This is a genomic window from Flavobacterium granuli (genome assembly GCF_900129705.1).
Classification (GTDB): domain Bacteria; phylum Bacteroidota; class Bacteroidia; order Flavobacteriales; family Flavobacteriaceae; genus Flavobacterium; species Flavobacterium granuli.
In genome coordinates this window covers 122637-136896 of sequence record NZ_FQWO01000003.1, presented here as the reverse complement: position 1 = coordinate 136896, position 14260 = coordinate 122637, and the positions used below count along the sequence as shown (strand labels likewise).

General features: G+C 33.1%; 11 protein-coding genes. 8 read left to right on the top strand and 3 right to left on the bottom strand.

The genetic code is table 11. The annotated features are described in order from the left end of the window. The first annotated feature begins 2 nt into the window (after positions 1-2). The 7 genes from gloA2 to BUB25_RS05580 all read left to right on the top strand — a co-directional run bounded on the left by gloA2 (position 3) and on the right by BUB25_RS05580 (position 7314). Positions 3-392: an SMU1112c/YaeR family gloxylase I-like metalloprotein gene (gloA2, locus tag BUB25_RS05610; RefSeq protein ID WP_072941445.1), complete on the top strand. Its 390-nt coding sequence runs from the start codon at positions 3-5 to the stop codon at positions 390-392. A gap of 187 nt (positions 393-579) precedes the next feature. Next, positions 580-1860, top strand: a complete 1281-nt coding sequence (locus BUB25_RS05605; RefSeq protein WP_072941442.1) for a chloride channel protein — start codon at positions 580-582, stop codon at positions 1858-1860. Positions 1861-1865: 5 nt separating this feature from the next. Beyond that, complete coding sequence (locus BUB25_RS05600; RefSeq protein ID WP_072941438.1) at positions 1866-2465, top strand: HPP family protein; 600 nt, start codon at positions 1866-1868, stop codon at positions 2463-2465. Between the two features lie 215 nt (positions 2466-2680). Further along, positions 2681-3220, top strand: a complete 540-nt coding sequence (locus BUB25_RS05595; protein WP_072941435.1) for an IS1096 element passenger TnpR family protein — start codon at positions 2681-2683, stop codon at positions 3218-3220. Positions 3221-3308: 88 nt separating this feature from the next. Then, positions 3309-4367, top strand: a complete 1059-nt coding sequence (locus tag BUB25_RS05590; RefSeq protein ID WP_072941432.1) for a nucleoid-associated protein — start codon at positions 3309-3311, stop codon at positions 4365-4367. A gap of 201 nt (positions 4368-4568) precedes the next feature. Next, positions 4569-4811, top strand: coding sequence for a hypothetical protein (locus BUB25_RS05585; RefSeq protein WP_072941430.1), 243 nt, complete (start codon positions 4569-4571; stop codon positions 4809-4811). Between the two features lie 136 nt (positions 4812-4947). Beyond that, entirely contained in the window at positions 4948-7314 is a 2367-nt protein-coding gene (locus BUB25_RS05580) for a GAF domain-containing protein (protein WP_072941426.1), read from the top strand. Here BUB25_RS05580 and BUB25_RS05575 read toward each other — a convergent pair. Beyond that, positions 7311-8483, bottom strand: a complete 1173-nt coding sequence (locus BUB25_RS05575; protein WP_072942069.1) for a Pycsar system effector family protein — start codon at positions 8481-8483, stop codon at positions 7311-7313. The two genes, BUB25_RS05580 and BUB25_RS05575, sit on opposite strands and share 4 nt — an antisense overlap. 25 nt (positions 8484-8508) lie before the next feature. Here BUB25_RS05575 and BUB25_RS05570 point away from each other — a divergent pair, with 25 nt between their 5' ends. After that, the gene (locus BUB25_RS05570) at positions 8509-12240 is read left to right on the top strand and encodes a metallophosphoesterase (RefSeq protein WP_072941423.1); all 3732 of its coding nucleotides are present in this window, start codon (positions 8509-8511) and stop codon (positions 12238-12240) included. On the opposite strand, the gene BUB25_RS05565 is transcribed toward BUB25_RS05570, so the two are convergent. Both BUB25_RS05565 and BUB25_RS05560 read right to left on the bottom strand, forming a co-directional pair. Next, a complete protein-coding gene (locus tag BUB25_RS05565; protein WP_072941420.1) occupies positions 12223-13098 on the bottom strand; it encodes an SdiA-regulated/phytase-like domain-containing protein in 876 nt (291 codons plus the stop codon). The genes BUB25_RS05570 and BUB25_RS05565 overlap by 18 nt on opposite strands. A 36-nt stretch (positions 13099-13134) precedes the next feature. After that, positions 13135-14184, bottom strand: coding sequence for a hypothetical protein (locus BUB25_RS05560; protein WP_072941403.1), 1050 nt, complete (start codon positions 14182-14184; stop codon positions 13135-13137). Between the last annotated feature and the right edge of the window lie 76 nt (positions 14185-14260).

Below are 14260 nucleotides of genomic sequence, written 5' to 3'. Positions count from 1 at the left end.
CCATGATTTCTATAAACAAAGTACACCATATTGCCATTATTTGTTCCGATTATCAAAAATCGAAAACTTTTTATACTGATGTTTTAGGATTGACCATTATCCGGGAAATCTATCGCGAGGAAAGAAAATCTTACAAACTGGATTTGGCTTTAAATGGTGCGTACGCGATTGAACTTTTTTCGTTTCCAAATCCACCAACAAGGACATCCAGACCGGAAGCTACAGGATTACGCCATTTGGCTTTTGAAGTCGATAATTTAGATCAAACAATAAATTATTTAACTTCCAAAACCATCAAATCAGAGCCTATCCGAATAGATGAAACGACTCATAAACGCTTTACTTTTATTGCTGATCCGGATGAACTTCCTATAGAATTTTACGAAAAATAGATCCTTTTTTTTTATTGGAAAAACAGAATTCACAAAGGTTTTTCAAAAACACCAGATTATAACGCTATTTTAAATCTCAATCCGACTTTCTTTCTTTAAATTTGTGATGCTCTAAAAAACACATGTATTTTGAATAAGCAATTCTTGTTTTTATTTGAAAATAAATACATCCTAAAATACTTTTTAAATGAACAATACCAGCCGCATTAAAAAAAATTACCAGTTTATAAAATTTCAAAAACTAGTCATTGTTTCTGTTCTAATTGGTTTCTTGTCTGCTTTTTTAGGAGTTGCTTTAAAAAAAATAACCGAATATTACGAGGAAATATTTTTTCATAAAGCAACTGTAAATCCACTATTCTTTGTCATTTTTCCAATTTTTGGACTTTCGGTCATTTATTTTCTTCGGGAATATCTTTTTAGAAAAAAAGAAAATAAAGGCATCAAAGAAATTTTTGAAAGCACCAATTCCAAATCCAAAAACCTGCCCAACTATAAGATACCATCGCATTTTATCAACGGATTATTGACCGTTATTTTTGGAGGATCAACAGGGATTGAGGTTTCAACGGTAGTTGCTTCGGCAACGATTGGCTCTGTTGCCCAAAGAAAGCAAAACGTTTTTAAACAATACAAAACCGAATTGATCTGCGCTGGTATTGCAGCGGGAATTACTGCTTTATTCAGCAGCCCTGTGGCTGGGATATTTTTTGCATTGGAAGTTATTTCCAGAAAAGTAACCCGAGCTTTTTTAATCAGTAATTTGATTGCTGTCACAGTCGCATTTGGCCTTATTTCTCTCTTGGATGAAAAACCTTTGTTTGCATTAACCATTACGACTTGGCATCTAAAAGCCATTCCTTATTTTATCCTTTTAGGAATTTTGGCAGGGCTAAATTCGGTTTATCTTACGCGTTGTGTTTTGTTTTTTAAATCACAATTTTCAAAAATTGAAACCCATTATTACAAAATAATTATTGGCTCAGTCATTCTGACTGTTTCTTTATTGCTGTTTCCACAACTTTATGGAGAAGGCTATCATGCCCTAAAAACTCTTTTCAATCCTACGAATGAAATACCGCTGACACTGTCATTAGCCCTTACTTATGTCGGAATTATAGTTTTAAAACCCATCGTAACTTCAGCCACTTTGGCTTCTGGCGGAGATGGCGGTGTTTTTGCACCAAGCCTTTTTATTGGTGCTTTTTTAGGATTACTAGTTGCATCGACTTTAAATACTTTTTTTAATGTCAATGTGATTCCACTAAATTTTATGGTCATAGGAATGGCTGCCGTTCTCAGTGCCAGTATCCATGCGCCTTTTACCGCAATTTTCTTAGTTTGTGGCCTAACAAATGATTACACCTTATTTCTACCTATTTTAATGGTTTGCCTCATCTCAAAATATACTGCCAAGATAATTTATCCTTATAACGTTTATACCTATACTCCAAGTTTAACAAAATAGCATTCATGGCCATTCAAAAAATTAAACGAAGCTACCGCAAAACCAAATACATTCTTTACAAAGAAACTTTGGTTGATTACAAAGAACATTTTTGGGCTTTTTTAGGCTCTTTTATTGGCATCGGAATCATTACTTATTTACAATCCCAAACTTTACCACATTCAGATATCGTCTATTTAATAGGGTCTTTTGGTGCCTCAAGTGTGCTAGTTTACGGTGTGATTCAAAGTCCATTGGCACAACCCCGAAATCTTGTGGGCGGACATTTGGTTTCGGCAATAATTGGAGTCACGGTACAACAACTTGCCCCTGACATTATTTGGATTACTGCTCCACTGGCTGTATCGCTTTCTATAGTTATGATGCAAATGACAAAAACGCTACACCCACCTGGAGGCGCCACTGCTTTGATAGCAGTAACGGGATCATCCGAAATTAAAAATCTTGGTTATTGGTATGTCATTACTCCTGTTCTAAGTGGCGTTCTTATTTTACTTATTGTTGCTTTAATTTTTAATAACATGACAGCTAACAGGTATTATCCAACTCATAAAAAATACCATAAAATCAGGAAAAGAATCCACAAATCACTTCAAAACCAGTAATCTAAATTTATTAACATTAGTAAACTTTAGTTGCAACCTAAAGCATCAAATTCAAGCAGCTATACTTTATTGCCTTTTTTTCATCAATTTCCTGATAAATAATTGATTCAATCTTGACAAATGTATACGCAAAAATCTTATCAACAAATCAAGAATCTGAAATCTGAAATCTAAAATTAAATTTTACCTTTGACCATTCAATAAAAACAAAGATTATGGTTTACAAATTCAGAGTAATTCTAGATGCCGAGGAAGATATATTCAGAGATATTGCAATACTTGCAGAAGACACTTTAGAGGATTTACACAATGCCATCTTCAATTCCTTTGGGTTTGACGGCATGGAAGTCGCTTCGTTCTATACTTGTGATGAAACTTGGAATCAGGAGGATGAAATTTCACTTTTTGATACTGGAGATGTCCCTGGAGAACAAAAAATAATGAGTGATTATAAACTCTCTGATATCCTTGATGACGAAAACACTAAAATTCTATATGTTTATGATTTCATCAATATGTGGACTTTTTTAGTTGAATTGGCCGCTATTGAAGAGCAAACCGCTGGAAATATCTATCCCGAAACACTATTCTCACATGGAGAAATGCCAGATGAGGCAATGGAGAAAAGTTTTGAAGCAGACAATGCTGATGACTACGCCAGTGAATTTGAAGATGATTTAGATCAAGATGATCTCGATATGTTTGAAGGAGATGATAGCTTTGAGGATTATGGATTTGAGGAAAATTGGAACTAGAATAGTAGAAAACTAAGAATCAAGAGCCAAGATCAAAGACCTATCTACCGTCTTTCATCTTGGCTCTTTCATCTAATAAACATAAAAAATGATCAACTTATTTAACACGCACATCGAAACGCTTTCCATCCATCGCGTTGGAAATAAAAGCCGTAATGAAGCTATTTTTTTATCAGAGCAACCTTTCAATCTTCAAGATGAAATTGTACCTCTTATCAAAGAATTTTTCTTAAAACCTTTTAGAGAAAAAGAGGAAAACTACTTTCAGTTTGCGCATGAAGTCGATTTAGATTACAATGATATGTTTAAATTCGCCAGTGAAATTTTTGAAAATCCGGCTAATTTACACGAATGTTCCAAAAAAATTACCAAACATCTATTTGAGCAATCCAATCATCCGCACATTAAAAATGGAGAAGTTTATGTTGCTTATTTGACTAATGTAAATATTGACAATAATGTCGTTGATGCTATTGGGATTTTTAAAAGTGAATTACAAGCTGATTTCTTGCAATTTGAAGAAAAAGGAACCCATCTGGAAATGATTTTACAACAGGGAATAAACTTAAACAAACTGGATAAAGGTTGTTTGATTTTTAATCATAAAAAAGAGGAAGGATATAAAATCCTAACTGTAGACAGCAACCGTTATGATGCTAGATATTGGTTAGAGCATTTCCTTTCGGTAGATGCTTTTGAGGATGAAAATTTTATCACAAAAAAATACCTTAAATTTTGTCAAAACTTTGCCAAAGATGTTGTTTTCCCTGCTGAAGACAAGAAAGAAGAAGTGATGTTCATGAACCGATCTGTGAATTATTTTGCCAAAAATGATGAATTTGAAGAAACTGAATTTTTGAATGAAGTCTTGGACAACCCTGATTTGATTCCTGAATTTAAAAATTATAAAGTAGACAAAGGCGAAAAATACAGCATTGAAGATGTTACTTCATTCCCTATTGCCAATGCAGCGGTTTCTGATGCCCGAAAATCAATCAAAAATGTCATTAATCTGGATACTCATATCCAAATTAAAATGGATTTCATCAACCCGGAAAGTGCCGAAAAATTTGTTGAAAAAGGTTGGGACGAAGAAAAACAAATGTACTACTACTTAGTTTATTTCAATAAAGAAGAGAAATCTTAAAAGAAAATCACAAAATCACCAACCCTCAATTGTAAAATCAATTGAGGGTTTTTTCTTGGCTAATAACAATAAAAAGAAAATTTCGTATACCTATTTGTAAGTTTTTATTTAAATAAATTTAAAATTATTGTCTTTTAACGATTAAATTTTACTTTTCAACTGATTTTTTTTAAGTTTAAACACCTCAAAATCAGAAGTAAAATGATAACGACTATTGAAATCAAGGAAAAAATACTTCATCGCAAAATTTTATGTTCGCTACTGGGACATAAATTTATTGTTACTAGAAATATCACAAATCATTTCAAGGAATTTGAATGTACCGTTTGTCATTTAGAATTAACAAATGATGACAAAGGTCGAAAAATGTTTCTTACTCCAGAACTAAAAGAAATTAATGAAACATTAATTCGTTTCAATAAAAAAAAGTTTCATATTGTTTGAGTTGATTGACTCCAAAATCTAGAATCATTTTAACTAATTTGTTATATTGTCCTATTCTTCCTGAAGAACTATTAATGGGGATCTCTCAGATTACTCATTTATTTCGTAAATTTGCTTTTCCGGTAAAGCAAAAAAGATGACAACCAATTTTTTTAAAGAAAGTCCATTTAAAACCTTGATTTCGTTTCACAAACTAATTGAAACATTAGAGCAAATCGCAGGGACTGATGTGGATTACAGATCTAATTATGCCAAAGCTTTACTGGCAGAAATAGCCCCTTTTCCCGAATTCAGGACTGGAATTGAAAACCTAAATTTGATTCCGGAAAACGAAACTTTAATCAAGCATCTCTTAGCTGATTTATTCCCTACTGCTTTAACAAATAATGAGATAAAGGCAGTTACGATACCTTTTCAAAACTTTACTTTTAATTATAGCGATCGATTCAAAAAAATAATAAACAATGCGGGCTCTCAATTTGACATGGCTATCCGAGATTTTGATGAGCATCACTTTTATATAATGAGTTGCACGCTAATTCTTAATGAATTTTATGGTCAAAAAATTGATTTCAGCAAGCCTTTATTTTACGATATCCCAAATAAAGAGGGCATAATGAATCAATACCGCATTTTGTATAATGGGGATTTTATAGAAATCATACCTACTAAAAAAGCTCCCGAAATCTCTCAAGACGACATCGATTTATTGATGGATAATTATGATAACATAGCGCTCTGGAAAGAAAAATTCCCTGTAGAAAGTTGGATTTTAAAAGGTTTTGGCATCCTTATTCTTTTCGATTCTACTACTGAAAGCGCAATTTCTAAACTAAAAGGTAATCTTTTAAAACCCGATAAAGAACCGATAACCTTTTATGAGAATTTCGAGTCTATTTTTCGTTCCATCTTTAAAATAGCCGATTTAAGGATTGGTCTAGTTTTCTACAATGAAGAAGAAGAAAAATTTGTAAAACCAAGTTTTAGCGACCACAGTATCAATAGCTTTATTCTTCCTATTGAAGAAGAAGTTGATTGTAAAAGCACTTTGCTGGGTTGTTTTATTGAGAATATTTTGAAAAACCAAAAACCATTAATTATTTCAAATGTTGAAAAATTCGCCTTAGTATCTGGAAATGAAAGATTTGCAAAACACTTATTAGAACAAAACGTACACAGTTGTATCTTTGCTCCCATCATAAGTAACGGTATTATTTTGGGCGTATTAGAATTAGTATCATCAAGTCCAAGAGAACTTAATAGCATCAATGCCAGCAAGCTTGATTTAGTGCTTCCTTTTTTAATTGATACCATGGAACGCTATAATACGGATATGCAAAATAAAGTGGAAGCCGTTATCCAAAGAGAATACACCTCCATTCATCCAAGTGTATACTGGAAATTTAAAAAAGAAGCCTTAAAATACTTTCAAACCAGTAATCCAAACAAAGATTATATTTTCAAAGAAATCGTCTTCAAAGAAGTCTATCCTTTATATGGACAAATAGACATCAAAGGTTCATCCGATCATAGAAATGAAACCGTAAAAGAAGATTTAAAAAATCAGTTGAATATGCTACTGCAAATTTTTAAAAACCAAAATTCAAATGCAAATTTGATATTATTAGAACAGCGAAAATTTGAATTACAATCGTTACATAAACAATTAGAATCCCCACTGAAAGCTGATACGGAACAACAAATTCAACTGTATATAGAAAATGAAATTCACCCAATATTAAAAAATACAAAGACAAATTCTGATGGTGAATTATTAGAAAAAAAATATTTTGAGAGTCTCGATGAAAAAACAGGATTGTTTTACCAATCCAGAAAAAAGTTCGATAATGCCTTATCTATAATCAATAAAAAATTAGCTGCTGTTCTGGACAAAAAGCAAATAGAAGCCCAAAATATTTACCCACACTATTTTGAAAGATTCAAGACAGATGGCGTGGAACACAACCTATATATTGGAGCTTCCATAACTCCAACAAAAGCATTTGATACTATGTATCTTCACAATTTGAGACTGTGGCAATTACAAACATTGTGTGAAATGGAATTGAAGCACCATCAACTCAAATCATCTTTGCCTTACGTATTAGATGTCACTTCTTTAATTTTAGTATTTAGCTCCCCTATTTCCATCCGATTTAGAATGGATGAAAAACGTTTTGATATCGACGGAACCTACAACGCGCGCTACGAAGTGGTCAAAAAAAGGATTGATAAAGCTAATATCAAAGGAACCAAAGAGCGTATTACAGAGAAAGAGAAAATTACAATCGTCTATTCCCATAATGCCGAAAAAACAGAATATTTGAATTATATCAAATTTCTACAATTTAAAAAGATATTAGAGCCAACAATAGAACAATTTGAAGTCGAAGAATTACAGGGCGTTTCCGGTTTAAAAGCCATAAGAGTAAAAGTTAAAAATGATGATCGAGTAAACCTTAAAAACTACTCCTATCAGGATTTACTGGACGAATTAAATTAAGCCCCAATCATTTTGAAAGCAATAACAAAAGCTACAACTGATAAAACAATCCCGATCATAAATAAATTATAGGCTATTCGCAGTAATCTGTATTTTTTTTCCAAAACTAATCCTAAAAAATACAGGTCTTTTATCATTGAATTATAAAGGTATTCTCTGTCTTTCATCATCTCATTCATAGCCCATTGGTATTCATCCAACGGCATTTTATAAAAATTACCAAAGAAAAGTAAATTCACTTTTCTTTCTTCAATATCTTGACGGTCAAAAACACCTTTGGTAACTTTTGGTCGTGTCGAAAGAATTGCAAAAATTATAGTAACAACACTCGAAATCAGCATAATAAAAGTAGGAATCATCAGATGACTGTTTCTAGGGCTGTCTAATTTTGGAATTAAAGTGGATAGCGCAATTGAAATAATAATTGCATTTACCGAAAGTAAAATATTAGCTTTACTATCTGCAATACCGCTCAAACGGGTGTGATTTCCTAGAGTTACTCTAAATAAAGTTTCTATCCCACGATCCGGTTTTTCTCCTCGCTCCCTTTTCTTATTTTCCTTCTCTTTTTTAACTTCCATCTTTTTTAGCTTATTTTGAATACTTTCTATGTTTTTTTCTTTTATCGATTGCCAATGCTGCAAGGCAAAATCCGTGTAAAAATGATGTCTGTTAATTAGAAAATCTGAATTTTCAACGACCCAATCGTTATCTGAAAAGCATTTTTGATCTAGATTTTTCCATTCTATTCTCAAAGATTCACAGGAAGATAAATATTCTTCACTTCCCAAATGAAAACAATCAGCGTCTTTAATTATTTTTTCAAAAAGTGTTTGAGGTTCATAATCATATCGGGTAGCATTTATCAAATTACAAACCTTGGCAATATAATCTGAAGATTTCTCTCTTTGCTTCAAAAAATCAGATACAATCGCAATACTAGAATCCTCATGATTGCTACAGCCTTTTGTATAGCCCGTATCGTGAAACCAAGCGGCCACTAGCAAAATCTCTTTATCAGAAAAATTAATATTTTCAGCCTCAGCAATTTGATCTACTGCTGCTACAACACCAAGGGTATGGTTAAAATTATGGTAGGTAAATAAAGTAGAAAGCTTATCTTTGAATAATTTACTAACAAATTCTTCGGCTTCATTTAAAAGAGTCATAAACATATTTTTATACTACTAAATTATGAAATTGTTTTTGGATAATCGTTTTATTCTTTCGAATAAAACTTCATTACTTTTAGTCATACTAGGGATTTTGATTCAATCCTGCGCCACCCATACAGCGCAATTTGGCAAGAATATCAAAAATCCGATAGCTCAAAACGCCGTTGATACCTCTAAAATTGTACATACTTTTTTTTTAATTGGTGACGCCGGTAATGCTGACGAGATCAAAGCTCAGCAAACCATGAGTTTACTTCATGATCAACTAAAAAAAGCAAGCCAAAAAACTACCCTATTATTTCTAGGTGATAACATTTATCCCAAAGGTTTTCCCAGCACCGATGATCCGGACAAATTACTATTGGCCGAAGAAAAATTAAAGAATCAACTCAAACTATCCGAAAATTACAAAGGTAAAACCATTTTTATTCCCGGCAACCATGATTGGTACAATGGCATCAAAGGTTTAGAACGACAAGCTAAATTTGTAACGGATTATCTAGCGGACAAAAAAGCCTTTTTACCTCGCAAAAATTGTGGTATAGACGATTTAAAAATAGATGAAAACACCTGCTTAATCACAATAGACAGCCAATGGTTTTTGGAAGATTGGGACAAGAATCCCACTATAAATGACAATTGTGACATCAAGAGCAGAGCCGCTTTCTTTGATGAATTGGAAAGTCTTTTGAATAAAAACCAAGACAAAACTATTATCTTGGCAGTGCATCATCCGCTAATGAGTAACGGGACACATGGAGGACAGTTCTCATTAGAAAAACAACTTTTTCCGCTAGAGCAAAAAATCCCTCTTCCGGTATTGGGTTCTTTTATCAATTTACTTCGAAAAACATCCGGAATAAGCCCGCAAGACCTTCAAAACAAACAATATACTCTTTTCACAAAACGACTAAAAACACTTTTACAAAGCCGCGACAATGTTATTGTAGTTTCGGGTCATGACCATAACTTACAATACATTGAAAAAGACAATATCAGACAAATTATAAGCGGCGCCGGTTCAAAATCAGAAGCTGCGAAAGCTCTATTTCCAAATGATTTCTCCTATGGTAAAAATGGATATGCTAAGTTGGCTATTTATGAAAATGGTAGCGCAAAACTATTTTTTTACGGCAATGAAAACAATAGCGAAAAGCTGTTGTTTGAACATACGATATTAAATTCGAAAAAAAACGATACAGATACACTCCCAACCTCATTTGCTAAAACTACAACTACATCCATTTACACGAAAAAACAAACGGAGAAAAACTGGTTTTATAAATTCTTATTTGGGGAACATTACAGAAAATATTACAGCCTGCCCATAGAAACTCAAACGGCAACAATAGACACTCTTTTTGGGGGCTTAAAACCCAAAAGAGCCGGTGGTGGTCATCAATCTAAATCGTTGCAAATTGTTGATAAAAACGGTAAAGAATATGTCATGCGTGCCATGAAAAAAAGTGCCTCTAATTTCTTGCAAGCAGTGGCGTTCAAAGACCAATATGTAGCAACCGAATTTAAAAACACCGTTGCCGAAAATTTTTTATTTGATTTCTATACCACATCGCATCCTTACACTCCATTTGCGGTAGGCAATCTAGCAGAAAAAATTGGTGTTTCTCATACCAATCCGAAACTGTACTACATCCCAAAACATAAAACCTTGAAGGATTTTAATGCCGATTTTGGTGATGAATTATACATGGTCGAAGAAAGACCTACAGATAGCCAAAAGGAAGTAAAAAGTTTTGGAAAACCCAATACAATTATTAGCACCACTGATTTATTAAAAAATCTAAATAAGGATGAAAAATATACTGTAGATGAAAACGCTTATATCAAAGCCCGATTATTTGACATGCTCATTGGCGACTGGGACAGACATCAAGATCAGTGGCGATGGGGAGAATATGAAGAAGGCGGAAAAATAATTTACAAACCAATTCCTCGCGATAGAGACCAAGCCTTTACAAAATATGATGGAACTCTACTTTCCTTGTTGATGAACATGCCCGCCTTGCGTCACATGCAAACCTTTAAGGAAGACATAAAAAATGTAAAATGGTTAAATCGCGAACCTTATCCTTTAGATCTTGTATTTCTTAAAACTGCTACTGAAAAAGAATGGATAACGCAGGCCGAATACATTCAAGAAAATCTTTCGGATGATGCTATAGATAGCGCTTTTAATAATTTACCCAAAGAAGTCCAAGATGAAACAATCGAGAGTATTAAACACAAACTAAAAGCGAGAAGAGAACAACTCCAAAAATATGCTTCTGAGTATTATGCTGTTTTACAAAGAACAGTACTAATTGTAGGAACTGATAAAAAAGACAAATTTATAATCAACCGCAAAGCTAAAAAACAGCTTGAAATTGAAGTTTATCGACTGAAAAAGGAAGGCGATGAATTACAATACACCACAGAATATTCAAGTCCAAAGACCAAAAACATTTGGATTTACGGCCTAGATGATGAGGATATTTTTGAAATAAAAGGAAACGAAAAATCAGCAATCCGAATTCGTTTAATTGGCGGACAAAATAACGATTCTTATACTATTGAAAATGGTCATAAAGTAAAAATTTATGATTTCAAGTCTAAAGCAAATTCCTATGCAGTGGATAAAAAAACCAAAACTATATTGACTGACAACTATGAAACTAATCTTTACGATTATGAAAAACCAAAATACAATGCTTTTTCAGGCCTGCCTTCCGGTGGTTACAATCCTGATAATGGTGTGAAATTAGGTTTTACCGCAAGCTATACTATAAATAAATTCAATCAAAATCCATACACTCAAAAGCATCATTTGCTTGCTAATTACTTTTTTGCAACTAATGGGTACGAATTTATATACAACGCGCATTTACCCAAATTAATTAAGAAATGGGATTTAGATTTAGAAACACAAATTACGAGTCCTAATTTCACCATTAATTATTTTGGTTCAGGTAATGAAACTATCAATAATGATGAGCTTGAGGGTATGGATTACAATCGAGTGCGCATCCAAATGCTAAAAGTGGCTCCATCAATTAAAAAAGTGGGAGCATCTGGAAGCGAAATTCACATTGCAACCTCCTTTGAGAACATAAAAGTAGAAGCTACAGAGAATCGCTTTATAAGCCTTCCTTCAACAATCAATCAAACTATTTTTCAAAACCGTCAATTTGCCGGAGCGACAGTAAAATATAGTTTTGAGAATTATGATGTTGCCTCTCTTCCCACCATGGGAATGGGTTTTTCTATAGCCGGAAGTTGGAAAATGGATCTACATGACAGCAAAAGAAATTTTCCGTCATTAGAAGGCAAACTTAATTTTAATCATAAAATTGATCCGGCCGGTAAAGTAGTTTTGGCTACTATTCTAAAAGCAAAAACATTATTAAACAACAATTTTGAGTTTTATCAAGGGGCTACTTTAGGCGGTGATTATGATTTGCGAGGATATAGAAACGAACGTTTTTTAGGCAATAAATCATTTTATCAAAGCAGTGATTTGCGATGGAATTTGGGGAAAATAAAACGAAGTTTACTACCTATGTCCTATGGCGTTTTAGGCGGTTTTGACTATGGAAGAGTTTGGGCTCAAGGCGAAGATTCTAGCAAATGGCATCAATCCATTGGCGGCGGACTCTGGCTCAATGGTTTGAATGTGATTACAGCCCGACTCACCTATTTCAAAAGCGTTGATGAAGAGGCAAGAATTAGTTTTGGTCTAGGATTTGGATTTTAGTTTTTTGATGCTAACCCCATAAACCTTCCCTCCTATTTTTTTAGTTTTTTCATCGGCAATAAGTACTACATCATTGTCCTTAAAACAAATGGCTTCTTTTTGGGAAAAATGATTCAAATCAAATACGGTTTTTGTTCCACTCAAGAAATTATCAGCTTTAAAATTTTCGAATAACCAAATTTTATCATGACTCAAGATTACAACTTTTAATCCATCAGGACTTATGGCGGCGCTTGTAATCACACAATGATTGTAGTCACCACATGTTTTAAACTTGCCTACTAGCTGCGCTTGATGAAAACCTGCACTATTAGGGACTTTGTATAGAAAAGTGGTGCCATCAAATCCTTTACTTCTGTTTTTGGTAAACAAATAAAAATTGTTTTTGAACTCAAAAAAACCTTCTACATCATAAAATAATTCTTTCTTTTTAGGCGGAAAATCTTTTTGTTCCGGATAGGCAAAGGAGATTTTAGAGGTTGAAGCAGTACTGTCATTTTTTAATCCTGATGTATCGATTTTATAAATACACAAATCCTTTCTCGTATTTTCATTATTTCCAAAATCACCTATATACAAGTTCCCTTCCTTGTCATGGGTAATATCTTCCCAATCGACATTTATAGCATTTGTAATAGTCATGGTTTTGGCTAGAGCGCCATTAGCATCCAAACCATAAATTACATTTGGATTCCCACTATCCTCCAAAGCCCAAATAAAATCTAACTGTTGTGAATAGGTGATTCCAGAAACTTCTTTCAACTTTTTAGGCAAAGAATACAGTTCCTTTACGGGGCTAGAGTTTTGTTGACAAGCTAATAAAAAAAATACAGTCGCTAATGAAATATAGTTTTTCATAATCCAAATAATAATTAAATTTAAAAAAAATGCAGTTTAATAATTGACATTTTTAAAGTTTCTGATAATAAACTCAAATGCTGCTTTCATTATATATCCCATCGATTTTGCATTTTTAAAATTCATATCGTTAGTATAGCGATACAATTCCATTTGTAATTGCATTTGATTCTCTTTTGGGGCTATATTGTCATCACTCATGATTTGCAATAGTCGTTTAATTTTATTTTCGGCCGAATGAATTCTTTTAGCCAAAGCTGATCTTTCCTCATCTTTGTACTGGTCGATTGAACTGTCTTGGAGTTTATCTTTGACCAATTTTACCAGAGAATAATTTTCTTTAAAAAACTGAGGGCGATATATCTTGAAATTCCCTTCATAACATTGTTGATCAAAATCGATGGCGCGTATTTTGTAAACCACTTGGTCAAAATCATGGGTTGGAACCACCACATAATTATACGAGCGCATGTCGCCTAGCAAGCGAATCATACAACGCTCATTGAATTTCACGAATTCTTTGGCTATTTGCGCTTTTTCGGTCTCGGTACAATCGCTTAAAAGCGTTTTTATAAATACATCACCAGGAATTCCCATAATGTGCTCTTCTATCAGAGTATCTTTATAAACTAAAAAATTTATTTTATCAGGCGAGAGAAGATGCTCTAATTCTAATCCGTAAACCCTTGAAGCATCAGCCTTTTTTATATAAAAATGCGTATAGTTATCATTGAGAATATTTCGAACTTTTATCCTAAAGGGCTTCGAATTTCCAAAAGTGCAATAATCAATAGAATCGACATTTAAGAATTTAAGAATACCCAAATTTCCATCAGATAGTAAAAGCGAATATATTTTTTTTAATGTCAAATCAATTTCAGCACTTTCAAATTCATTGTAATAGACACGAATCCACAATGTGTCCTGACCATTTTTATCATAAACACTAATGCCACCAGAGAAACGCAACAAATCATCATAACTAATAGGAACCTTAGAGACGCGATCATACCGCTCTAGGTAATCCGAAAGTGCTTGATTTATAGGATAAGTTATTTTTTTAAACAGTATCGAAGAGTCTCCCATTACTAATTATTTGATACAAATTTACATTAAATTATAATCGTAAAACAGCATTTGACCAACTACTTCATGCCCCATA